At 36.2% G+C, this 24,173-nt stretch carries 26 protein-coding genes and 1 tRNA gene; 7 read left to right on the forward strand and 20 right to left on the reverse strand.

Annotated elements, in window-relative coordinates:
* Window positions 1-43: 43 nt before the first annotated feature.
* Window positions 44-119 (reverse strand) — tRNA-Ala (locus C0Z22_RS10765).
* Between the two features lie 178 nt (window positions 120-297).
* On the opposite strand from C0Z22_RS10765, the gene C0Z22_RS10770 reads away from it, so the two are divergent.
* The gene (locus C0Z22_RS10770; protein ID WP_103218383.1) at window positions 298-873 is read left to right on the forward strand and encodes a peptidylprolyl isomerase; all 576 of its coding nucleotides are present in this window, start codon (window positions 298-300) and stop codon (window positions 871-873) included.
* 354 nt (window positions 874-1,227) lie between these two features.
* Window positions 1,228-1,560 carry a hypothetical protein gene (locus tag C0Z22_RS10775; RefSeq protein ID WP_103218384.1) on the forward strand — a complete coding sequence of 111 codons (333 nt, stop codon included), beginning with the start codon at window positions 1,228-1,230 and terminating at the stop codon, window positions 1,558-1,560.
* Here C0Z22_RS10775 and C0Z22_RS16040 read toward each other — a convergent pair.
* The 9 genes from C0Z22_RS16040 to C0Z22_RS10815 all read right to left on the reverse strand — a co-directional run bounded on the left by C0Z22_RS16040 (window position 1,527) and on the right by C0Z22_RS10815 (window position 9,576).
* Complete coding sequence (locus tag C0Z22_RS16040; protein WP_158246899.1) at window positions 1,527-1,700, reverse strand: hypothetical protein; 174 nt, start codon at window positions 1,698-1,700, stop codon at window positions 1,527-1,529. The genes C0Z22_RS10775 and C0Z22_RS16040 overlap by 34 nt on opposite strands.
* 20 nt (window positions 1,701-1,720) lie before the next feature.
* Window positions 1,721-2,005, reverse strand: coding sequence for a cytochrome C oxidase subunit IV family protein (locus C0Z22_RS10780; protein ID WP_158246900.1), 285 nt, complete (start codon window positions 2,003-2,005; stop codon window positions 1,721-1,723).
* A 22-nt stretch (window positions 2,006-2,027) separates the two neighbouring features.
* Window positions 2,028-2,714: an SCO family protein gene (locus C0Z22_RS10785; RefSeq protein ID WP_103218386.1), complete on the reverse strand. Its 687-nt coding sequence runs from the start codon at window positions 2,712-2,714 to the stop codon at window positions 2,028-2,030.
* 19 nt (window positions 2,715-2,733) lie between these two features.
* The gene (locus tag C0Z22_RS10790; RefSeq protein ID WP_103218387.1) at window positions 2,734-3,612 is read right to left on the reverse strand and encodes a c-type cytochrome; all 879 of its coding nucleotides are present in this window, start codon (window positions 3,610-3,612) and stop codon (window positions 2,734-2,736) included.
* A 10-nt stretch (window positions 3,613-3,622) separates the two neighbouring features.
* The gene (locus tag C0Z22_RS10795) at window positions 3,623-4,204 is read right to left on the reverse strand and encodes a cytochrome c oxidase subunit 3 (protein ID WP_103218388.1); all 582 of its coding nucleotides are present in this window, start codon (window positions 4,202-4,204) and stop codon (window positions 3,623-3,625) included.
* 5 nt (window positions 4,205-4,209) lie between these two features.
* On the reverse strand, window positions 4,210-5,949 hold the full coding sequence (locus tag C0Z22_RS10800; RefSeq protein WP_103218389.1) for a cbb3-type cytochrome c oxidase subunit I: 1,740 nt from the start codon (window positions 5,947-5,949) through the stop codon (window positions 4,210-4,212).
* 29 nt (window positions 5,950-5,978) lie between these two features.
* Window positions 5,979-6,785 carry a cytochrome c oxidase subunit II gene (locus C0Z22_RS10805; RefSeq protein ID WP_103218390.1) on the reverse strand — a complete coding sequence of 269 codons (807 nt, stop codon included), beginning with the start codon at window positions 6,783-6,785 and terminating at the stop codon, window positions 5,979-5,981.
* Window positions 6,786-6,862: 77 nt separating this feature from the next.
* Window positions 6,863-8,614 (reverse strand): heme o synthase, encoded by a 1,752-nt coding sequence (gene cyoE / locus C0Z22_RS10810; protein WP_103218391.1) that lies wholly within the window; start codon window positions 8,612-8,614, stop codon window positions 6,863-6,865.
* Window positions 8,614-9,576: a heme A synthase gene (locus C0Z22_RS10815; protein WP_103218392.1), complete on the reverse strand. Its 963-nt coding sequence runs from the start codon at window positions 9,574-9,576 to the stop codon at window positions 8,614-8,616. The genes cyoE and C0Z22_RS10815 overlap by 1 nt, the downstream gene beginning before the upstream one ends.
* Window positions 9,577-9,675: 99 nt before the next feature.
* Here C0Z22_RS10815 and C0Z22_RS10820 point away from each other — a divergent pair, with 99 nt between their 5' ends.
* From C0Z22_RS10820 to C0Z22_RS10830, 3 genes are read left to right on the forward strand one after another with little or no spacing between them, the layout of a single operon-like run.
* Entirely contained in the window at window positions 9,676-10,770 is a 1,095-nt protein-coding gene (locus C0Z22_RS10820; RefSeq protein WP_103218393.1) for a tryptophan 2,3-dioxygenase family protein, read from the forward strand.
* 1 nt (window position 10,771) lies between these two features.
* Window positions 10,772-11,914 (forward strand): aminotransferase class V-fold PLP-dependent enzyme, encoded by a 1,143-nt coding sequence (locus C0Z22_RS10825; RefSeq protein WP_103218394.1) that lies wholly within the window; start codon window positions 10,772-10,774, stop codon window positions 11,912-11,914.
* A 6-nt stretch (window positions 11,915-11,920) separates the two neighbouring features.
* A complete protein-coding gene (locus C0Z22_RS10830; RefSeq protein WP_103218395.1) occupies window positions 11,921-12,706 on the forward strand; it encodes a hypothetical protein in 786 nt (261 codons plus the stop codon).
* On the opposite strand, the gene C0Z22_RS10835 is transcribed toward C0Z22_RS10830, so the two are convergent.
* The 8 genes from C0Z22_RS10835 to C0Z22_RS10870 form a co-directional block, all read right to left on the reverse strand.
* Window positions 12,696-13,229, reverse strand: a complete 534-nt coding sequence (locus tag C0Z22_RS10835) for a DUF420 domain-containing protein (protein ID WP_103218396.1) — start codon at window positions 13,227-13,229, stop codon at window positions 12,696-12,698. The two genes, C0Z22_RS10830 and C0Z22_RS10835, sit on opposite strands and share 11 nt — an antisense overlap.
* Complete coding sequence (locus tag C0Z22_RS10840; protein WP_103218397.1) at window positions 13,210-13,446, reverse strand: hypothetical protein; 237 nt, start codon at window positions 13,444-13,446, stop codon at window positions 13,210-13,212. Before C0Z22_RS10840 ends, C0Z22_RS10835 begins: the two co-directional genes overlap by 20 nt.
* A gap of 105 nt (window positions 13,447-13,551) precedes the next feature.
* Window positions 13,552-14,190, reverse strand: coding sequence for a cytochrome c oxidase subunit 3 (locus C0Z22_RS10845; protein WP_199177553.1), 639 nt, complete (start codon window positions 14,188-14,190; stop codon window positions 13,552-13,554).
* A gap of 13 nt (window positions 14,191-14,203) precedes the next feature.
* Complete coding sequence (locus C0Z22_RS10850; protein ID WP_103218398.1) at window positions 14,204-17,035, reverse strand: c-type cytochrome; 2,832 nt, start codon at window positions 17,033-17,035, stop codon at window positions 14,204-14,206.
* A 61-nt stretch (window positions 17,036-17,096) separates the two neighbouring features.
* Complete coding sequence (locus tag C0Z22_RS10855) at window positions 17,097-18,173, reverse strand: hypothetical protein (RefSeq protein WP_199177554.1); 1,077 nt, start codon at window positions 18,171-18,173, stop codon at window positions 17,097-17,099.
* Window positions 18,174-18,204: 31 nt separating this feature from the next.
* Complete coding sequence (locus C0Z22_RS10860) at window positions 18,205-18,987, reverse strand: cytochrome b N-terminal domain-containing protein (protein WP_103218399.1); 783 nt, start codon at window positions 18,985-18,987, stop codon at window positions 18,205-18,207.
* Window positions 18,988-19,016: 29 nt separating this feature from the next.
* On the reverse strand, window positions 19,017-19,520 hold the full coding sequence (locus C0Z22_RS10865; protein WP_021267552.1) for a ubiquinol-cytochrome c reductase iron-sulfur subunit: 504 nt from the start codon (window positions 19,518-19,520) through the stop codon (window positions 19,017-19,019).
* A 111-nt stretch (window positions 19,521-19,631) separates the two neighbouring features.
* A complete protein-coding gene (locus tag C0Z22_RS10870) occupies window positions 19,632-20,501 on the reverse strand; it encodes a HEAT repeat domain-containing protein (protein ID WP_103218400.1) in 870 nt (289 codons plus the stop codon).
* 90 nt (window positions 20,502-20,591) lie between these two features.
* Here C0Z22_RS10870 and C0Z22_RS10875 point away from each other — a divergent pair, with 90 nt between their 5' ends.
* Window positions 20,592-21,137, forward strand: a complete 546-nt coding sequence (locus tag C0Z22_RS10875; RefSeq protein WP_103218401.1) for a hypothetical protein — start codon at window positions 20,592-20,594, stop codon at window positions 21,135-21,137.
* 19 nt (window positions 21,138-21,156) lie between these two features.
* Here C0Z22_RS10875 and C0Z22_RS10880 read toward each other — a convergent pair whose 3' ends face one another.
* Window positions 21,157-22,482 (reverse strand): hypothetical protein, encoded by a 1,326-nt coding sequence (locus C0Z22_RS10880; protein ID WP_103218402.1) that lies wholly within the window; start codon window positions 22,480-22,482, stop codon window positions 21,157-21,159.
* Window positions 22,483-23,664, reverse strand: a complete 1,182-nt coding sequence (locus C0Z22_RS10885; RefSeq protein ID WP_103218403.1) for a thiolase family protein — start codon at window positions 23,662-23,664, stop codon at window positions 22,483-22,485.
* An 82-nt stretch (window positions 23,665-23,746) separates the two neighbouring features.
* Between C0Z22_RS10885 and C0Z22_RS10890 the strand changes: the two genes are divergently transcribed.
* On the forward strand, window positions 23,747-24,172 hold the full coding sequence (locus tag C0Z22_RS10890) for a hypothetical protein (RefSeq protein WP_103218404.1): 426 nt from the start codon (window positions 23,747-23,749) through the stop codon (window positions 24,170-24,172).
* The last annotated feature ends 1 nt before the right edge of the window (window position 24,173 follow it).

Raw genomic sequence — 24,173 nt, forward strand, 5'->3', positions numbered from 1 at the left:
CTTTATTACTTTATTTGAATGTTAAAGAGCCTCTTGAAATAAATGGTGGACATGACAGGAGTCGAACCTGCGACCCCCTGCGTGCAAAGCAGGTGCTCTCCCAACTGAGCTACACGCCCACAAGATAACTCATCATCTGTTTTAAGCAGTTGATTTGTTTCGTTCATCTCTCAAGGTGAAACGTAATTTATGTGACCTCGTTTCATATGTCAACACTGTTTTTTCTTTTTTTTTACTTTTTTTGCATTTTTTTTAATTTCCTATCATAATTTCATTATGCAAAGGAGAATTTCAATAATGACTATTGTAAAGCTTGTAAGAATCTCACTATTTCTATGCATCTTTTTAAGTTGTAGCAAGAATAGCGATATAAAAACACAGGAAGAAGTATCGGACAAAAAGGTTGATGTCTTTAAAATAAATGTAGATCGTACTGGATTATCTGAATCTGAAGGAATTATTAAGACTTCACACGGTAATATTACCTTTAAATTCTATCCTAAAAAGGCTCCTAATACGGTTGCACGCCTAATTCAGTTAATTCAAAGTGGTTTTTATGATGGATTGGGCTTTCATCGAGTAATTCCTAACTTTGTAGTACAAACAGGGGATCCTATAGGCACAGGTAATGGCGGTTCAGGTAAAAAAATCCAGGCAGAATTTAATAATATAAGTCATGTTGCTGGAACAATGGCCATGGCCCGTACTTTAACAGATGAAAATAGTGCTGATTCTCAATTCTATATAGCACTAACAGCACTTCCTCACTTAGATGGTAAGTATACTGTCTTCGGGCAAGTAGTAGATGGATTAGACATCTTAAAAAAGATTAAAGCCGGTGATAAAATTATCAGTATTGAATACCTAGAATAAGAAAAACTTTTTTTAATTTTAAAAGACCTGCAGTTTGCAGGTTTTTTTTTACTTATTAGCTTAGAAATCATAGCTAAAATTTAGAAAAATTAAATTGCTCTTATCACTTATATAATGCAGACAAAACCGGGTTTAAAGCTATTACAAGTAATATAAGATAATGTGTAAGCGTAACCACTTTTACAAATAATAGTTTAACAAAAACAATCATTACATTTTTTATTTCTTCTTTACTGAAAGAGAAAAAATTTAAAACTAACAAACACACTTTCTAAATATGTTCATAAATTAAATAATTTATAAAGTTAGAACTGAATAACTTCTCCACCACTGTTTAGGCATGGAGATAAAGGAATGCATTCGAAAGAAGAAGAAAGCTTTTTGTATATAAAATTAACTTTATCAATTGCAACTCAAGAAGAGCTAGTAAAAGATTTCAGTACATATTTTTTGATTTTTTTTTCTGATAAAGAATTAAAACACTCAAGTTGCTTTTTAAATTTTCTTACGATTGAAAATCGTCTGGGTTATGGCGTCGGTGTATTTGTAAACAACTGTTTCGTTTTTGGGAAAGAAGGAATAAGGGCAAAAGATTTCTTGTTCAATTTATTTAAAAAGCTAAAAAAAAAGCCCGCATATTCTGCAGGCTTTTTTTATTTTCCATGTCTTTTTTTATCTTTTGTATAAATGAATGTTTTTAAAATCAGGAGCCCAACAATTAAAAATCCAATGATCCAACTTGTTTTCGCAGTAAATTGTCCATCTTTTACTGGTAATGGCTCTTTAGTTGGTACTTGTTGTGTAGTCGTATTCGTGTTTTCAGACATACAAACTCCTTTGTGTCTAATTATCTAAACATTGATTCTAAAATAAGCACAGTAGCATAAACACCTGCTGAAATTGGAATTGCAGCAATAAAACGTGTCCATTTAGTTTCTTCATTTAAGTGCATAAAGTAGTAAGCAACTAAGAAAGCTTTTCCAAGAGCTAAAAGTACTAAAGCACTATCGCGATAAAACTTTGCAATATTTGTCATACCTGGAATGATTAGTTCCACAGCTGTTAAAAACGTCAGTACGAAGAAAATGAAAATATATAATTTCTTGTGTGAATGATGTGCGCCTTCAGCCATTTTATTCTCCATTTATAATTAATTAATTTTTTAAATACTGTTCTTTGTTAACTAATAAACCAAGATCAATCATTAGCTTATTAATATCTTTACTTGTTGAATCGTAATACCCTCTGATTTTACCATGTCCATCAACTAGAACAAGTTTTTCAGAGTGTGCAATATCAAGCATTGTTACCTTTTCACCGTTAACATTGGCCTCAACTTCTTGTAATTTTCCCATCTGAGTACCGAAGCCATCTACTATTGTAGATTGCATATCTTCAGTCTTTCCAGTTAAGAAAGTCCAAATATAAGGATTTGCTTGATGTTTTCTTGCATACTTAAATAGTGTTTTAGGATTATCCGTTTCAGGATCAACAGTAAAAGATACAAGTGCAACCTTTTGCCCAAGTCCTCTTACTCTCTTTTGAATCTTTTGCATTTCTTCCGTTAACCTAAGACAGCTAGACGGACAATTAGTGAAAATGAAGTTTGCTATATAAACACGCCCTTCTAATTCTTTTGATCCAAATGTTTTTCCAAAACTATTAGTAAGTGAGAAAGCTGGTAATTGTTTCATGACTGGAAGTTCAGGAGGTAATTCTCTAAATACTGATTTGAAAAAAGGTACTGAGAAGAAATATAAAACAAATACTAACCAAAACGCTTTCTTTGAGACAAGCGTTTCGATTAGTGAATTTGATCTTTTTATACCTAAACTAGTCATTATTTAACTCTGATGATTCTTATTGATTCTTAATACGATCAAGTAACTCTTTACGAGCTTCTGTGTCTTTTAAGTTCTTAAGATACTCTACGTAGTGAGCAACTGCCCAGATTTGATCATCTGTAAGTGTTCCTTTCCAAGCGGCCATTGCTGTTCCACCAACACCTGCAGCTAAACGAAGAGCAATTTCTTCAACTGTATCTGCCGAACGAATCGTATTCCAAGTGAAATCAGGTGGAAGTGATTTGAATCCCCACTCAGTTTCTTGAAGCTTTGATTGATAATCACTATCAGAGAAATCACTCGCGCTCATACCAGTAAGCTTCGCAAGCTCATCCTTAGGAACGTAAGCTCTGTGACATGACCAGCACATTGCATCTGCGTGATAAACTTTCTTACCTTCTTCAATAGCAGACTTAACGTGAGCTACACCGTAAGGGTTTTTACCAAGAGTAACTTGTTTTCCAAGTTCCTTATCTTTACCTTCCCATACTGATGGAGCAAAAGTTTTAATGTATTGAACAACTTCAAACATTTGATCTTCAGTTAGATCCCATGGAAGCATTGCCGTACCATGAAGACCCTTCTCTAAGATTTTGTAGAAGTGCTTATCGTGTGGAAGAGTTCCCGCTTCAACTTCTCCAAACTTGAAGACACCTTTAGTAAAGTCACGTGGTGGAACTTTCATTGCCTTAGCTGCAACACCTTTTCCATCACCGTCTACACCGTGACAAGGCATACAGTATTCAGTGTAAATTTGCTTCCCTCTATTAAGAACATCTTTCTTAACATAGAGGCCACCTGCGAATACTTTATCTTCTTTGAAGTGGTTTTCCTGGCAAGAAACCAAAGATAAAATTGTAAACATTGCTGTTAAAGTTAATGCCATTTTCTTCATAGCTATCCTCTTAAAATACAAACATAACGATAAACATTACTAACCAAACGACACCTAAAAAGTGCCAAAACTTAGATACATTCTGTACCCAAGTTACTTTCTCCATACTGTAACCTTTCATTGAAACAGGAAGAAGAAATAAAAGTGCAATTAAACCTAAAACAATATGCGCAGCATGTGTCCAAGTAAGTGCATAAAATAAAGATGGGAATACTCCGCCAGAAGCTTGAAGTCCCATCGCTGCCATTGAGTTCCAAAGTTGCCATTGAACAAACATGAAACCAAGACCTAATAAATAAGTTAATGCGAAATAAACTCTCATGGCCTTAGTATTGTGCTTATTGAATGCAGATTCAAACAGCACTAAAGCAACAGAACTTAACGCAATTATTATTGTACTGACCATAGGGAGTGTTAGAGGAATTCTCGGCATTCCCATTGGTGGCCATACATCAACAGTTAAACGGTAAACAGAAAAACCAAGTAACATCGTAGCAAAGAGCATTGTAAATGAAACAAGAAGCACAATCATCGCAATTGATGATGTGAGCTGTTTTGCTTCAAAATCTTTGTTTGTCATTACTTGGTTCATTCTAATTATGCCTCAACTATTTCTTCAGTTTGATATTGGAAATCCTTACCTTCTGGAAGATTTGGGTTTCCTAGTTCGTGTGGTCCACACTTAACAACAGGAATCTCTTTAAAGTTATACACTGGTGCTGGTGATGGTATTGTCCACTCAAGAGTACCAACATTCCAAGGGTTGTCAGATACTGGCTCTTTTTCTTTCTTAAAGAAAATTGTGTAAACAAAGTTGATTACGAATGGAATTTGTCCAAGACCCATTAGTAGTGCAGAGTAAGTAACAAATGCATTAATTGGGATTAGTCTTTCCATAAATTCGTAAACAAATGGGTTATAAAGACGTCTGTGCATACCTGCGTATCCAACAATCATCATTCCCATGAATACACCATTTAGACCAATCATTGTGATCCAGAAGTGCACTTTACCCCAGAATTCATTCAGGAATTTACCAAACATTTTTGGCATCCAGAAATAAATTGCTGCGTATCCACCAAGAAGAACAGAAGCTGCCATCGTATAGTGGAAGTGACCTACTACAAAGTATGTATCGTGTAGGTAAAGGTCAGTTGTAACAGTTGCTAGATATAGACCTGTTAGACCACCAAGACCAAAAACGAATACAACACCAAGAGAGAAAATCATTGGCGTATCAAACTTGATTGATCCTTTCCAAATTGTCCCTAACCAGTTTGCAAAGAAAATTGCAGATGGAATTGAGATCGTCATTGTAAGAGTCATGAAAGTTTGAGTTAAAAGTGGACTCATTTGAGTCGTATACATGTGGTGACCATATACAATTGTTGAAAGAATTGTAATCGAAGTCATAGAAAGCGCAGTTGCTTTCGCACCAAATGCTGGTTTTCTAGCGAAGAAAGAAAGTAAGTCAGATACAATCCCCCACGCAGGAAGAATAAGGATATAAACTTCAGGGTGACCAAAGATCCAGAATACGTGTTGGTAAAGGATAGGATCACCTGTTCCTGTTGTTGCAGCAGCACCAGCAAGGAAGAAAGTTGTTCCAAATACACGGTCAAATAATAGAAGTAAAAGACCTGCACCAAGTACTGGAAGGAAAATTGCGTTTAGAATAGCTGTTAGCCATAGACCCCAAACAGATAGTGGCATATCAAAGTATCCCATACCTGGAGCTCTAAGAACGATAACAGTTGTAATATAGTTAACCGCACCCATTGTTGAAGATACACCAAGAAGGAAAAGAGCAAGAGTCCAAAGAGTTTGCCCGGCCCCTGGTGAACCAATTAGCGTTGATAGCGTTGGGTACGAAGTCCAACCACCTGCTGCAGCACCTAGTGGTAAACACAGAGAAGCAACAAGGATTAACGCTGATGCAGCTGCAATCCAAAAAGAAAGCATATTAAGTAATGGGAAGACCATATCTCTTGCCCCAATTTGTAATGGGATAAGATAGTTTCCGAACGCCCCAATTAGAATTGGTGTAATTGCGTAGAAAATCATGATCGTACCGTGCATAGTGAAAAGCATCGCGTACGTATCTGGTGGAACAACTCCTCCTGTTGAAGGGAAAAGTAAGTTACCTAGAATTGGGAATGCCTCTCCAGGAAACGCTAGTGTCCAGCGAATCATAAGGGCCATCATCCCACCTAAACCTAGACCAATGATTCCGTACCAAAGAAATTGTTTTCCGATCACTTTGTGATCATAAGAAAAAATATACTTTGAGATGAAAGTCTTTGGCTCTGAGTGAATATGTTGCTCGAAAAATGCCATTTTATATTCTCCTAAAAGTTATCTTAAAATTAGTACTGCCACTTCCAACCCCAGAATAATTCAGGGTTTTCAGGGTCATTCTCATGAATAGCTTTCTCTTGAGCTTCCGCAATCCAAGTTGCGTAGTCCTCAGCTGAATAAGTAGTTAGAGAAGCTTTCATTCTGTAGTGATATGTTCCACACATTTCTGCACAAGCAATATCCCAAGTACCAGCTTTAGTTGGTTCAAACCATAGACGAGTTAAACGACCAGGAATTGCATCAACCTTACGACGAGCATTTGGAAAATATAGTGAGTGAATTACATCTTTTGAAAGTACTTGAATAACAACTTTACGACCAACAGGTAGTCTTAAGTCATTTAACTGAACAACATCATCTTCTGTGTTGAAGATATTGTCTGCACCAGCATATCTAAAGTGCCATGCCCATTGCTGACCAAGCGCTTGAATACGAAGTGGATTCTCGTCCTCTTTTGGCCACTTAGCAAAAACATTTACATAATCCTCATTCGACATTCTTGTAATGTTCATATCGATTCCAAGGAATACCGATAGACCAATTACAGTCGCAATGATGATATGAATCTTCTTGTTCCCATAAGTATAATAAGGCTTTGGGTGTCTCTTAGCTGAATAAAAGTAAGAGAAACCAAATAATCCTGCACATACTAATGCAAAGAAAAAGAGGTTCATGTAAGTAGTGTAGCCAAATAACCAATCGATCAAGTGACCGTGCACAGAGATATCTTCAGGTGGTTTCATTCTTTCCCAAAGACTCATCTGCTTAGAAGTTGTACTAACAACTGTAGCTAAAACAGGTGTCAAAAATCCCATAGACCTTCCTTCTATTGAAATACTTTATTAATTTGAATTGATAAATTTTAACCCTTTTTTATAACATTTTCCACGATTTAGCTAAGGAAAATCATCAATGATAGCAAGAGTGGTAAATAGATTATAGAACCCCAAAAATATTGTCGGGCCCAAGCTACGTAACTCGGCTCATCATGAATAAAAAAACTTTGCAAACTCTGCGCAAAAAATAGCCCATTAACTACTAATGAAGCGATAAAAAAGTTCCAAGAATTGAGACCAAAGAAATATCCGGCACTACTAAATAAAAACAAGAGTAATGTCCAAAGAGCAATACAGATCTTCATTTTGGCAATTGAGTAGTAATGAGGATAAACCTTAATATCACCTTCCGCGTAATCTTGTTTATGGTAAATCGAGATGGCCATGAAGTGAGGAATTTGCCAAATAAACAAAATACCAAACAATAAAATTGCTAGACCATCAATTTCACCTGTCACAATTGTGCGCCCCATCACAGGAGGAATTGCCCCAGGAAGTGCACCAACAAATAACGCAGCAGGACTAGTTCTCTTCATCGGAGTATAGACATAAAGATAAGAAAAAAATGCCAACGCACCGAGTAACGCAGTAACTTTATTTACATAAATATAAGTTAGACTAAATCCGAGAATAAAAAGCAGCCATCCTTGAACAACAGCATAAATTGGTTTTATTCGTCCTGCTGGTAAGGCGCGATCTTTAGTACGAACCATATTGGAATCAACTTCAATTTCCATATAGCAATTAATTGTCGTTGCAGACATGACAATTAAAATTGAAAAAATAAGTGCATTAATCAGATAGAAGAAATCAACATATTGTCCAGTAAGTAAAATTCCTGAAATAATAGTCGAAACAACGAGTAGACCAAGTCTTGGCTTAGTTAAGCTTAACAAGTCACTTGCTACAGTATGCTTATAACCACCAAAAAACACTTCCTCAAAACGCTTGAACCACTGAAATAAGAAAAGTAAATTTAGCGTAATGATAATTGCTAATAAAAGATGAAGTACTTGGAAGTAAGTAGTATCAGTTAGTAAGAACAATCTCTTTGCATTAAATAAGTGAACTAAAAATAGTCCAACTAAACTTCCAGATAAAAGAGAGAATTGTTTAAATGCTCTTCCATGTAATAAAGTAATTGTTTTTCTTATACTAAAGAGAAACGCTAGTAGTACTACTAGAAACAGGACTCCTAAATACTTATGAAGAGAGTGTATTTGTGCTGCTACAGTAGTAGGCCAAAAGCGAAGGCCCTCTGCTGTTTGGCATAGGATATTAATATTATCCCCTACTCCACACACATCTTTTGTTGCAGTTTGATGAACAATACCACCAAAGAAGAACTGTCCAAATGCAATTAGTAACATAATAAAGACAAGATCTTTCGACGAAGGTGAATACCCTTTTAAATTCAGTTCTTGTTTTTTGATAACAGGATAAAATTGCTGAGAAAAGATTGCGATATAAGCAAAACTTAAAATTAAGTGGAAAACACTGACAAGAGTTGGAAGCTTATAAATGAAGTTAATTCCACCCAGTAGCGACTGAAGAATTAAAAGAAATAGTCCTAAACGAACAGACTTTTCTTTTGGATGCTTAATAAAAAGAAATGTATTTAAAACAATGATAATTCCAGCAAAAACTCTATGTAAAATTGGATATATTGATGACTTATCAACAGTAGCTGCATAACAGATTGGCCAAGAAGTACACTCTAGGCCAGTGAAGTCCGCACTCACTAACCCACCAATGACAATTAAACCTAAAGTTAATAATATATTGATGAAGGCAAGTGTACGATACATTACAGTTCCACCTCTTGTGATTTTTTAAGAATGATTAATAACTCATAAATAAAGTAAGAAAGTAAAATAGCAAATAATAAGTGAACTGGCTGAGCAAAGGCTGGAAATGCTAAATAAGCTAAGACTACTCCTGCTGTAATGACACCAATTAACACTAACATTATTGAGATACACTTCTTTTGTACAAATGAATTGTCTTTGAACTCTTCCATGATTTTTCTAAGAGTATACGAAAATCCAAGAAGTACTAAGATTGAGAAAGAACGGTGAATATAAAAAATCATATCAAGTCGTTCAACCCAATTTGTCCTAGCTAAATTCGGCTCTGTATTAGTTATCAAGTCAATTTGCTCTCTAACTTGAGTTCCTAAAACGATTTGAATCACAACTAGTCCCACAAGAACCCACAAGAAGTCTTTGTAGCGATCAACGCAGTGTTTGCGATGAAATTTGAGCTCCGTTACCTCATATTTTAAATGGGCAAGCGCAAATGCAAGAAATATCGCGAGTAACATATGAATTGTAATAACAGCTGGATGTAGATGTGAACTAACGACCATTGCTCCTACACCACCATTTAAAACGACTAGAAACAAGGCCAATCCAGAAAGCCATACAACCTTCTTATTATTCTTCTTATAAGCAAATGATAGTACTACTAAAATGATCGAAGCAATACCAGTCCATACACCGGCCATTCTGTTGAAGTACTCCGTCCATGTATGCACAGGATTGAAAATAGCAACAATGCGACCAGGCTTTGCAAAACGAGTTTGATAATCAGCTGGAAGTTGATCAACACTTGTAGGAGGAACAATTTTACCGAAACAAGTTGGCCAATCAGGACATCCCATTCCAGCTCCGGTGCTTCTTACCATCCCTCCAATGAGAATAAGTGCAAAAACAGTGATTATGACTACAGGCAAAAACTTTTTGAATCGTAATTTTTTAGAATTTTCCATTTCAACTTCAGCTTGATTTCAACTTTCTTAACCCAACTAGAAATATGAATAATTTTCAATTTCAAAGTGTTGGGATAGTATTTCTATATAGGAGTCAATATGCACAAAAATCACGGTCCTGTCTATTATGGTGACTATTTAGAACTGAATAAATTACTCGATACACAAAATCCTCTCTCTAAAAAATATGGAGATGAAGCACACGATGAAACACTTTTTATAGTCGTGCATCAAGTATATGAATTATGGTTCAAACAAATACTTCACGAACTACACTCGATAAAAAACATTTTCTCAGTAGATAAAGTTGAAGAATCATTGCTTTCAACTGTTTGTTCAAGACTTGAGCGCATTAAAAAAGTTCAAACTCTACTTCTTGGCCAATTAGAAGTGATGGAAACAATGACCCCGATGGATTTTCTTGAATTTAGAGATTTACTTGTCCCTGCTTCAGGATTCCAAAGTGTTCAATTTAGAGAAATTGAAATTCTGCTTGGACTTTCGACAAATCAAAGGAAAGAAGTTGATCGTGAATATTTCCTTGGAAGACTGAATGATCAAGATAAAGAAAGGCTTTTAAAAATTGAAGCTGAGTCAACATTATTTTCAGCTCTTGAGAAATGGCTAGAAAGAATGCCATTTACCTTTAACGAGGAATTTGATTTCTGGAGTGAGTATCAGGCATGTGTTGAAGATATGTTATGTGGTGACGAACTTACTGTCCTTGATAATATGGCAACACTTCCACCTAAGGCGCTAGAGATACAAAAGGCAAACCTTAAAAGTACACGCGATACATTTGAAACACTTTTTAATTCTGTAGAATATAATAAATTAGTAAAAGAAGGAAAAAGAAGGCTTTCTCAAAAAGCGACTCTAAATGCCCTCTTTGTTCTTCTTTATCGAGATGAGCCTATCCTAACACTTCCATATACTGTTCTTGCACACCTTATGGATATCGATGAGAACTTTACGACTTGGCGTTATAAGCATGCACTTATGGCACATAGAATGTTAGGGACTAAAATTGGAACAGGTGGATCTTCAGGTCATCAATACTTAAAAGATGCAGCAGATAACAATCGTTCCTTCATCGATCTTTTTAATCTATCAACTTTTATTATTCCAAGATCGCAGAGACCAATTTTACCTGAAAAGTTAAAAACAGCTATGAACTTTAATTACAGAGATTAGAATGTATAAGAAATATTTTAAAAGATTTCTAAACGCAAACGAGGGCAAACTTCACTTTGCTGCTCACTCACACCACTACTGGCCAGATGTCACTAGAGATGCACAGATCAAGTACTGGGATGATAGCGCTAAATATGTTGATGAAAAATGGGGATTATTTTTTTCCAATGAGTTTGTCGAATTACAAAAGAATATTGCAAACGTTTTAAATATTTCTAAACCAGAGCAAATTACATTTGCACCGAATACACATGAGCTTGCTTATCGTATACTTTCAGCTCTTCCTAATGGAGCAAAAGTCTTAACAACTGATAGTGAGTTCTACTCTTTTGATCGTCAAATCAATCGTATTTCAGAAGAAAATATTTTTGATGTAACTAAGATTGAAAATAGTAATGATAAAAACTTTATCGATAGATTTATTCAAGAAGCAAATACTGACAAATATGATCTAATCTTTATTAGCCAAGTATTTTTTAATTCTTCTTTTGCTATTAAGGATCTCATCTCATTTGTTAAAGCAATCAATTCTAAAGCTGAAATTGTAATTGATGCCTACCATGCATTTATGGCCCTCCCAACAGATCTAAAAGAAATTGAAGATCGAATTTTCTACATGGCCGGGGGTTATAAATACTGCGGATCAGGAGAAGGATCTTGCTTTCTGATATCACCAAAAAATACAAAACTTACGCCAAAAAATACTGGTTGGTTTGCACAGATGGGAGACCTGACAAATTTTAGTGAAGATAAGGTTCCATTTAGTAATGATGGTTTTAGATTTGCTGGATCAACCATGGATTTCACGGCAATCTATCGTATGAATGCAGTTTTAAATCTATGGAAGAATGAAAAGGTAACTGTCCATGATATTCACTTACACGTTGAAAAAAACCAAGCTGACTTTCTGTCTGGAATAAAAGGGACAACTTTAGAAAATAAAATTGTAACAACGGCCAATAGAGGACACTTTATCGCTTTTATTTTCACCACAGCTTTAGAGTGTGAAGAGTATGCCAAAAGTCTTAAAACAAAGAGAGTTAATGTCGATTACCGCCGAAATATTTTGCGTTTTGGCTTTAGCATTTATCAAGATAGTGATGATATAATTAAGCTTATTAAAATTATTAAAGATATTGGTTAGGGAAAAATGGAAGAGAAGAAAAAGCAATCACAGGAAGAACTTCAATCAGGAGCGTCTAATAAGAAGGGTCTTGCTAAGGTTTTAGAAAATATTTTTAGAAAATATCAGGCCATTGGATATATGGCAGCGATGATACCTCCAATTATAGTTTATATTATTTGTATTACTCTAGGATTGACTCCTGGATACATTTTTTTAACTACTGCATATGAAAATGTAGCAGGACAACACTTCATTATTCAGGCCCTAGCGATGTCATTTGCATTTGTTATGTCTTATGCAGCCTACTCTTTAACTCTAATTTTTATCGTACCATTCTTTAATTGGATTTATCCTCTGAAGATGAAACCATTTAAAGGGAGTTGGATTTCTCTAGAAACTCTTCCTTGGTATTATCACAATGCTTTAACACAACTAGTACGCTATACAGTTTTAGATTTTTTTCAAGCAACACCGATAATCACTCTTTTTTATAAAATGATGGGAATGAAGATTGGAAAGAATTGTGTAATCAATACGACAAATATTTCTGATCCATGTCTGATTACACTTGAAGACTATGTGACAATTGGCGGCTCTGCCACAATTTTTGCTCATTATGCTCAAGCTGGTTTTCTAGTTATTGCGCCAACAGTTATTAAGAGAGGTGCAACAGTTGGATTAAAAGCCTCGATTATGGGAGATGTTATTATTGGCGAAAAAGTTGTTGTTTCACCACATGAAGCGGTACTTCCAAAATCAAGACTAAATGCAGAAGATAGAAAGAAAGCAAAAAAAGAATCTAGTAATTAAGATATTTTAAAAAGAAAAAAATCATTACACCAGTTACTGAAACATAAAGCCAAATGGGTAAAGTCCACTTTGCCCATTTCTTATGGCTCTTAAAACTACCAGTCAAAGCATTCCAAAGAGTAATTAAAATCATTGGCAACATAACAATGCTTAATAAAACGTGTGAAATTAGTATTGAAAAGTACACAGGCCTTACAAAACCTTGCGCTATAAATTTCGTATCCCCATGGAAGTGATGATACAGAAGATATGAAACAAGAAAGAGAGCGGAAGTGGCAGTCGCCCCTGACATACATTTAATATGTGCAGAAACATTCTTATTTTTAATAAATCTCCAACCTACAAATAATAATGTCGCAGAAATTGTATTTAAAGCAGCATTTACCATTGGAAGATAATCTACCCACCATAACTTAACTGCAGCTTCTGGTTTGAAGTAAATAAACCAAACGAGAAAAAGTGCAATTAGACCACTTAAAATAAAAAGTAATGTATAGATGAAATTACTGTTGTTCTTCTTCATGAATCTTAGAAGCTACTGAGTTTTTTCTATATTTGTGAATTGTTTTATAAAGAATAAAAAACGGAATATAGATTAGACCAATGAAAGTCACAAGAATCCAAACTAACCTAGCATCCTTTGGATTATCCATAGATCCAGCACAACCAGGACACGCAAAAACGTAGTCTGAAAATAGTACTAGAATTAATATGCCAATTGGTAATAAGAAACTTTTCATATAATTGCCTTATATACCTTTCGGAAGGCTTAGTCCATTATTTTAGGTCAAAACAAAAAAGGCCCTACATAGGTAGGGCCTTTCTTACAACATATTGTTCACTAATTAAATTAAGTAAATAAATGTAAATACTAGAATCCAAACAAGGTCAACGAAGTGCCAGAAAAGACCACACACTTCTAGAAGTCCATAGTCACCTTTGTCAAAACGTCCCTTAAGAGCAAGTACGTACATATAAATAAGGAATATTACACCTGAAAGTACGTGAAGCCCGTGGAAACCTGTAATTGCAAAAAATGTCGAAGAAAATAAGTTATTACCATGCTCATATGTTGAGAATGTCATCCCCATATCTGACATAAGGTGCATATACTCATATGCTTGAATACCAAGGAAGATAACTCCACCGATAATCGTTGCAAGTAACCAACCTCTAATTGCTTTCGGTTGTCTCATCTTTACAGCATCAATCGCCATAACCATTGAAACAGAAGAACAAATTAGAATGAAAGTCATAATCCCTGAAAGGTGTACTCCACCAAGAGCTTCTACAGGGTTTGGCCAATGCTTAGTTGCACGAAGTACAGCATAAGCAATTAATAAGCCTGAAAATGACATGGCATCAGTTCCAAGAAATAACCACATCCCAATTTTATTTGGACTCGCGTGTCCAAATTGAGGGTCATTTGGATAACTAATTACACCGTCATGAACTAAATCTTTTGTATTAGCATGTCCTGCCATTTATAAACTCCCGTTATCTCTTTCCAGCTTTCTTAGCTTTTGGTGAGTAAAAATCACTTCCTAACTCAAGTACATACTTAGTAACTGCTTCGATTTGTCTCTTAGCATCACCGTCAAGAAGTTCTGGATCCGCAGCCTCTCCTTCTGGCCAGAAAGAAGGCATTGTTGTACCAGGCATAATCTTATCTGGACCTTCAAGCCACTTCTTAATCCAACTCTTTCTTAATCTTCTCTTAGCAAAGTGAAGATCTGGAGCAAGTGCAGGATCACTATTGAATCCAGTTGTGTGACATGAAGCACATGCTAAGTCGTTAAATAATTTAACAGCAGCACGTCTTTCTTCACTACTTTCCCAAACAACTTTTTCATTTTCATCAAAGATTGGTTGGTCAGCTTTTACACGGAACATATCAACAAGTTTTTCTTTTTCTTCTTTACTCATGTTGAAAGAAGGCATTCTTAACTTAAGCCATGGACGGATCTCATATACATCACCAAGGAAGTAATGGAACCAATCAGCTTGTACACGGTGCCCTTGTTCAACTAAACGTGGAGGCGCTTCGTTTACATCATCGTAAATTTTCAGCATATCACCGAACTCACCATCGATCTGGTGACATCCAATACAGTTAAACTTAACAGCAACCTTCATACCTTCATTTGCAACAGTTTCAGCAGCATCATATCTCTTAACACCTTTAAGAGGAATCTTCTGATCAACTTGACCGATAAGAGCTGTTGTAATTAGAGCAGCATCTTTCTCGCTCATATGGAACTGAGGCATTCTTAGTAGATCTTTAAATGGTTTATCAACACCATTGTCCCATCTTCTTGGGTTAAGTAGGTGCGCTTTAATCCAAGCTTCTCTTGAGTGCTCAACTTTCTCATGAGAGAAACCAAATTGAGTTAGAGGCTTAGAACCAATTTTTGAAAGTTCTGGACCAATTGGTGCACGATCTTCAAAACCTTTAATATTGTGACATGAGTAACAACCATATTTACCGATTGAACGACGTCCTAGTTCCATTGTTCTTTCGTGGTCGCTCATTGTCGCAAGCTTAGCTTTTGCAACTTCAACAGTATCAAAAGCAGAGAAGTAAGTTACAAGAATCTCATCTCTTGCACCTTTATCCATATCTGCAAACTTAAGCTTTTCAAATTGATTATTTTTAAGGCTCATTAGGTATGCAGTAATATCGTTAACTTCTCTATCAGATAGTCTGAAAGAAGGCATAATTGTATCTTCTTGGAAGTGACTTGGGTTTTTAAGCCATGAAGCCATCCAATTAGCATCTTTAACTTTAGAACCAATACCATCTAGGTAAGGACCTTTATGAGCATCAACTTTTTGAGACTCAAGTGCAAAGTCTTTAACACCGTGACAAGCAAGACATCCGATTTCACCAACCAGTTGCTTACCTTTTTCTTTATTACCACCAGTGTATTTCATGAAAGGCTTATAGCTTTCAGACTGAGCGTAAATAACTTCAGCGATTGCGTTTACTTCAGCGATATTCTTTTTAACAAACTCTGGTGAGTTATTATTATCGTTATTAAAGAACTGAGGCATTTTTGCATGCTTATTAAATGCTTTTGGTTCCCAAACCCAATTCTTAAAGAAATCTTTATCAAGCTTAGCAGCTATTTTCTCTAAACTAGGACCTGGTTTTCTCTTATGCTCCCAACCTTCAATCTTGTGACAAGCATAACAACCAAATTTTTCAAGAGCACGACGACCTTCATTTAAAGTAGTCGCTTGTGGAATATACTGAACACCACTGTGACATTTAACACATCCAGCTTCGTAATCACCACGTCTTAATTGTACGATAGGTACTTTGTGTGGCTCGTGCCAGTTGTACTTAGCAATCCAATCTTGTTTTTGTTCTTCTGTTGCAGGCATGTGAGCAGCTGCATTAAAGTCATTAACTCTATGCCCTTCACCACCGTGACATGAAGTACAACCAAAGTTCTTCATTGGGTGCTTACCATTAGCTCCAACCATAAGGTCTAAGTTAGGGTGAGTCTTATGTGGGTTTGGTTGATTTTCGTAACCTGGCTTATCAATAAATGTGTGACAAGTCATACAACGATCAACTTTTGGTACGTGTTGAAAGAATCTATCGTCAGTAATATTTTCTAATACTACTTGTTGAACCTTAACAGTTGGGTCCATGAAATCGATAAATGGTAAGTTTCTCAGTGCAAATACCGGAGTAACTTCTTTTCTCTTTTCAGCACCCTTAAGTAGCTCTAGACGACCAACAATACCGTTCACTTGCTTATTAATAGCATCAATATCAGTATTAAAGTCAGCTAGCTGTTTCTTAAGGTTCTTTTCTTTATCTTGAAGAGCTTTCTTCTTATCAGTCGATTTTGCAAAAAGATCTTTCTTCTCTTGAAGTTTTTTAAATAAAGAGCCTGCATTCGATGCATGTTCTGCGTGAGCAACACCGTAATTAAAAGCAAGTGCAGCAACGTCTGAGTTTAGACGACCATTAACGATCTGCTCTTTTTTAATATCTTTAATTACTTGGTTAAGCTCTTTCTCGATAGCAGCAATATCTTTGCTCTTAGCTTCAACTGATTTCTTAGCTGCCGCTAATTCGTCATTAAGAACTTTAACTTTTTCAGCACTGATCTTTGCTTCTTCTTCAGCAATATCTTTAGCAATTTTTTCTTTTTCAATTTTCATTGCTTCGATTTGAATTGCTTTCCAAGGTCTCATGTAATCATCTAGGAAAACCCATATTACCGTGACCAAAAGAACCAGTGAAAAGATCGCGAAGATCTTATTCAGTTTTTTCATATCATAGGCCATGCCTGGCTCATGTTTCTTTGACATTTTTATATACCCTTTATTACTTCTTCTTTAAGTATCTTTATATATCTATATCCAGATTCGCTTATAGGTTAAGTTCCCACTCTGGTAGAGCGATAATATACTTTAAGCTAAATAGCCATCTAAGAACCATCTTAATTGGTAATGAAGTCATACCAAGTACAAGAATGATGAAAATATAGTATCTAATCTGACCAGTGTTTTCGATAATCTTCTTCCCGTACTTTGACTTAGCAATTGCAACAGGAAGTACACAACAGTAAACAAGAGTTAGGATAATACCCACAATCTCTCTAACAACGATATTTGAAGGCATTGGAGTATTTAGCCACTTAAGCCATACAAATTCTGAAAGGTTTACGTTGTACTCAGAAACAACCTTGTGAAAGTCCCAGAACTCAAATGGTCCATAGAATGTCCAGTTTGGACCACGTAAGAAAGTACCAACGATAATTAGGTACATCCAAAGTACGATCCAACCATATAAGAATCCCCACATAGCGATTGGTCTTTCTTTAATTGTGAAATAACCATTCCCTTTTGGGTTTGTGTCAATATATGGAATTGCAATAAGACCAACAAGAATTAGACCTGGAAGTACAACCCCTGCCATCCAAGGGTCAAAGTATACAAGCATTTCTTGTAGACCAAGGAAGTACCAAGGAGCTTTCGCCGGGTTAGGTGCCCAAGTAGTGTTTGCAGGTTCTTCTAGAGGAGCTTTAAAGATAATCGCCCATACTACTAAGAAGATTGTCGTACCGATCATACACATTAACTCAGTAAATACTAAGTTAGGCCATACCCATACTTTTTCTCTATTTTCTGGAAGTGCTTCGATTGGGCACTCACCATTTTCAATTCTCTTGTCATTCTCTGCTGCTCTATAAAGTGCATACCAAGTAAGCCAAGCGATAAGAACGATAATAATGTTAATTGGAATATTATCTGGCCATAGGATAATTGCTCTAAAGTTTGCATCCATACAAAACCAAACTGTAATAGGTGCAGCAGCTATAAGTGCCCATTTAGCAAATTTCTTGCTTCCTACTACACGATAGTACTTCATCATGAAGAAGAATAGGACCGTCGTAATCGGGAATGATCTAATCGGATCGGCCAGCCAGTTTATAAGTTCTTTCATTTATATATCCCTTTCTCTCAAAATATATTTTCTAAAGTGGAGCTGAAATCCCACCGTCTTTTCTTACACGCCAGAAGTGAACTGCAATTAGAACACCAACAACAAGTGGAATGAATACACAGTGAAGAATATAAAATCTTAGTAGTGCTGGTTCCCCAACGAAACGTCCTGCAAGAAGCTGGAAACGAACGTCGTTTTTATCAGAAACCATCACGAAGTCACCAATTTGAGCTAAAGCTGCACCTGGACCACCATGACCTAGGAAAGGTGTTGCTTTTGCCATGTTCGAACCAACGGCAATCGCCCAAATCGCTAGCTGATCCCAAGGAAGTAGGTAACCAGTAAATGATAGTAGAAGAGTTAATACTAAAAGGATAACACCAACACCCCAGTTAAATTCTCTAGGTGGTTTATATGAACCAGTCATAAATACACGGAACATGTGAAGCCACACAGTAATAACCATGGCGTGAGCACCCCAACGGTGAATTTCACGCATAATCCCTAAAGGCACGTGCTCTTTAAGTGCGATAATATCGTTATATGCGTACTCTGCAGTTGGTCTGTAATAGAACATTAAAAGTACACCAGTAACAGTTAGCGCTAAGAAAATGAAAAATGTAAGTCCACCCATACACCATGTATAACCAAGCTGAACCCCTGATTTTTTTAGTTTGATTGGATGTAAGTGTAAAAACACGTTACCAGCTACGACAGCTGCTCTGTTTCTTGCGTTCGTTGGAGGCCCGTGTCTGAAGATCGATTTCCAGACCTGAGTTTCTCTAATGTAATCAACAACACCTCTTTTAGCCATTGTTATTCCTTCCTATTTATTAATCTAAATTAAACTTTTAAGTAACTTTGTGGATTGTCCCACTGACCTTTCTCATAACGATAAATTTTTGTTTTATCGACAATGATTTTTCCTTCAGCATTTAGTGAGATTTTATATCTCTCTAACGGTCTTGGAGCTGGACCTTCGAAGTTGATACCATTTTGGTAGTAACCAGAACCGTGACATGGACATTTAAATTTTAACTCGGCAGGAAGCCAGTTAGGAACACAACCTAAGTGTGTACAGATATTTGAAAGAGCGAAAAGACGTCCTTCCATTTTTACAATCCAAACACCGTAACCATTCTTCCAGCGCTCATCTACACCTTCTTCATAATCGTTAGGACGACCAGCGACGAAATCCATTTCTGGTTCAAAGTTAACGTTTGGATACGTGTAACGGAAAATTAAAGTTAAGAATCCTGCTACCGCAGAAGTGAAGGCTACCCAACCAACAGTAACAAAACTAAAGAACTCTCTTCGGTTTAACTGTTTTTTTACATCATCAGACATTTTAAAAAACCTCTATTTCTAATCATAAATACACAAATTTAAGTCACGATGACCCAATTTATGATTCATAAGTTATTGCAAATTCATTTTATACTTTGAAGGATGTTATCACTATTTCAACGAATTTAAAACTTCCTTTGCAAGACTAACTACTTTTATATCTTTCTCAATATTAATCATTTCCTCGACGCTAGGCGCCATCTTTTTCCAATTCGCTCTCTTTAATGCAGTGAGTACATTAAATTTTAGACCACTGATCTCCTGAACCGTTAACTTCTTACCTAAAGACTCATCATTTAGAGCAAGAATTTCATTTACAGTAGGGATCGCTTCATCACTCTTATATGCGATTAATGCTGTTGCTGCGGCATATCTCACAGAGAAACCAAGGTCGCTATTTAGCCTCTTAATAAATAAATCTTCTGTACCATCAACATTATGAGTAGCTAGAGTCAGAATTGTTACCTGAACCATGGCCGCGTCATTCTTCTCAATAAAGCTTTTTACGATGCTCCAATCAAATGAAATACCTTTAGGCATTTTTGATAGTGCAACCATCGCATGAAAATTAATTTCTGGATTATTTGTTTGTAGTGCATGCTCAAGAACTGGAAGTCCCCCTTCATGTCCAAGGGCACCAATGGCCACGACAATGAAGTCACGTGTTCTTGGGTCTACTGTCGTCTTATAAATATCTCTTAGGTTTGTTACTAACCAAGGGATATCTTCTTCTTTTACTGCTCCAGCAGAGATAACTTTAGAAAGCTCTAATGCTGCAATCCACTTATTACCAAAGGTTTTAGACTTCATCTCGTGGACAAGGTCTTTATAAGAGTGATCGTTAGAAAGCATCTTAGTCACACCAAAAATGATCAGTGCTCCTACTAGTACGATAGCAATAGGAACCATTAAAGAGCCCATTACCGGATTACTTTCGAGTAGTTTTTTATCTAACTTAGTGTTCTGATTTTTCTCGCTCACGAAGAAATTGCCTTATAGTAAATGTTTTATTAAATATGGGATAAGAATTAGCAAATTAGAGTATAGTTGACAATTATAAAAGGTGAAATTATGGCCTATCTACTTAGAGGACTGATCGTTATCATGGTTGCTGCAATTGGATTAACAACTTGCGTAGCACTAGGATTTATTGATGTGGGAATTAGCCACATTAAATTGGCCATTCCAGCCTATCTTTATACAATCTTCGCACAAGCATTTGTGATGTTTTATTTCATCGGTGTTTCACGCCTAGTTAATAACATCAATTTAATAGTGACTAGCGAACAAAATTTAAATGAGCTTTTTGATGAAGCACCAGGTGATTTAACTCCTTATAGAGAAAAAGTTAAAAGGTATGTTCACAAAGCTGACCTTGCAAAGAGACAGACTATTCCTTGGACAATGCTAATGATCATTCTAGGAATGATTGCATTCTTTCTTGGTGGTGCACATGATACGAATATGGTTGAAAAGACAACTCACTCTGGTGTTGCATATGGGTTCATCGCTTCAATGCTGATTGGATTTGTTAGACAATGGTGGTTCCTTGGTCAGACTCACCAATTACTTCGTGAAGTAAAGACGCTATTTAGTATTCCAGATGGACAAATGTAGGGTGCCATTCACCTAATTTCTAGATAGCCTTAAGCCAAATAAACACCTTATTTTTTCCAGGTGGGTTACGACGTGTTCGAGTTCTTGATTCGTAAATAATTACGGAGTCATCCCCTTTAACTTGGGCCATAAATTCTTTCAAGTAAGATCTTGGAACATAAAGGTTGTAATAGAAACCACCAGGTACCGCTAGCCCAGGCTTTACATTATCAACTTGAGTTACTTGATACAGGTCGAGAAGTTTACCAAGACGTTTTCTCGTATCATCAGTATCAGCGGAGTTCATCATAACACGATAAACTTTTGTGTTACCGTAACGACTATCACGATACCCACCACCTTTAATATCTTCTTCAAATGAAGACTGCTCTCTATCTGCTGACGAAATATCACGCGGAAGTGTATCAATAGAAGTTAGTACAACTTCCGATTCAACTTCATCACGTTCTTCATCTTCTAAAGTTTCCCCTAGGAAGTTTTCAGTATCATCAACATTTTCAATATCTTTAATATCTAATTCAAATTGTGCAATTTGCTCTTGATCAGCAATTGTTTCATCAGTGAACTTTAAACCTTCATTTTCCCAACGAAACTGAGGCTCGTAAACACTGATCTTATCTGATAAGTATTTTTCATAAGTTCTATTTGCAAACTCAATGGCCCACACAAGAAAAATTGCGATCCCAATGAAGGCAAAGACTTGAGCAAGGCTCTGCATTTTCGCACTTAAATTATCTCTAAGTTTTAACCTTGAGATATTAAAAGTTGTTCCACGAAAATCCTTCTCCATTTTTTTTACAAAATAAATCCACTCTTGATAGAGAGTAACTTCCATCGAAGTTAAGATTTCGTGATTATGGCTTCCTGAAAATGTCAGATCAACACCTAGTTCAGTAACTAACTTATTGGCGCTAAAATCACGATTCCTAGAAAGAATATCGTTAATTGTGAAATGCTCATTTATATAATCTTCATGCTGAGGAAAAACCTCGACAAAAAAACTACGCAGTAAAATTGAAGTATCACGCTCACTTTGGTGTAAATTTTTAGCAAGCTCTTCAATTGAAATATCTCGAGAAATAAAAACAAAACAAATAAATTTATCCCTAAGCCAAGTAAACCAAGACTCAAGTGGACCTACGTGAATATTGTCGATGATATAATAAAATCTTTTTGAAATTTCAAAAAGAGTTAAGTCTTCATCAAAGAATACATCCCAAAAACGTTCAAAATCTTCACGGTACTTTCCTTGCCAAGTAACATTTTGGATATCCAGGCAAAGCCAATCGCGAAAAGATGCATAATCATGATGAAAAAACTTTAATTCATCGTTAATATTTTTCATTTAAACTCTTTTAATTAAAATACCAATTCCTTGGCCACCACCGATACAAGCACTCGCAATTCCATACTCCTTACCTTCACTTGCAAGTTGATTTGCCAAAGTAGTCGTAATACGAGTTCCAGATGCCGCAAGAGGATGCCCTAATGCAATCGCTCCCCCCCAAATATTAACCTTATTTATATCTAGGGCAAGCTCTTTCATACAAGCAAGTGCTTGAGCTGCAAATGCTTCATTTATTTCCACAAGATCAATTTGATCAAGTTCCATCTTATTATCTGCTAAAAGTTTACGAATTGCCGGCACCGGACCAATTCCCATTATCGTAGGGTCAACACCAACGACTGCACCATCAATAATTTCAGCAATAGGCTTTAACCCATGCTCTTTAACAAAGTCTTCACTTGCCACAAGTGCAACAGCCGCACCATCAACAATACCAGAAGCAGAACCTGCAGTAACAAGTCCATCTTTTACAAAAGATGAGCGAAGTTTATTCATATCTTCAAGAGAAGCACCCTCTCTTAAATGTTCGTCTTTATTAACTGAACCTTTTCTAATTTCTACTTCACATATTTCTTTTTGAAGTTTTCCATCCTCGTAAGCTGCAGTTGCACGTTGGTGTGATAAAAGTGCGAATTCATCACAGTCCGAACGAGACACCTCATATTTTGAACCAAGATTTTCTGCAGTTATCCCCATTGGGCAACCTGCATGTTGATCAGTTAGAGCATCAAGGAGCATATCAACATTCTTCAATGATCCGTATTTCGTACCAAAACGTGAACCATAAGTTAAATGAGGAACCATCGACATATTCTCAGTTCCACCAGCAAGTACACAACTTGCTTCTTCTAATTTAATTAGGCGAACAGCATCGAGAATTGCCTGAATACCCGATCCACATAGTCGATTAATAGTAATTCCAGGAGTAGTTTCAGCGCAGCCGGCTTTTAAAGCGAGATGCCTTCCCCCATACATAGTATCTGTTGATGAAGGAACAACATTGCCCAGGATTACCTGATCAATTAGCTCGGCCTTAACACCTGTTTCACTAAGTAGTGAATTTGTGGCAGCAATAGCTAAGTCAACTGGCTTAATATCCATTAAAGAACCACCAAATTTACCAAATGGTGTTCGTTTTCCACCTACTAAAAATACGCGACGGCCTTTATTTAAGGACATATTTGCCTCCATTCACTTACAGTTAAATACTTACTAAAATATATTAGGACGCTTTTATGTCCTAGTCAAAGAAGAGTAATTTATGTCAACAGAAATCAATCGCCAACAGCTAGAGAGATTCAAACAGCAAGAGTACAAGCGACACTCCTATCAACTAAAGAAGGCAAAGCTTGAGAACTCTCAGGAGTATCAGAAGACTGAGAAAAAGCATCTTGCAGACCTAAAAAGACTCAACAAACACTATGAAACAGAAATTAAAAGTGTTGAAAACAGTACAGAACTTAAGTTAAAGCAAATTAGAGACAAGCAAACTGAACTTGTTAAAGAAGAACATGGTCGCATGGAGCTTGAGCTTGAAAATATGAAAAAGTCTCATCAGGCCAGAGTTGCAGAACTTAAAGAAACTCATGATAATCAGATCTCGCAAATGAATGAGTCCCACAAAGACACGCTTGAGCAAGCACGAGAGAAATACATGAAAGAAAAAATGAAATGGGAAGAGGCTTAAT

The sequence above is a fragment of the Halobacteriovorax sp. DA5 genome (assembly GCF_002903145.1).
Taxonomy (GTDB): domain Bacteria; phylum Bdellovibrionota; class Bacteriovoracia; order Bacteriovoracales; family Bacteriovoracaceae; genus Halobacteriovorax_A.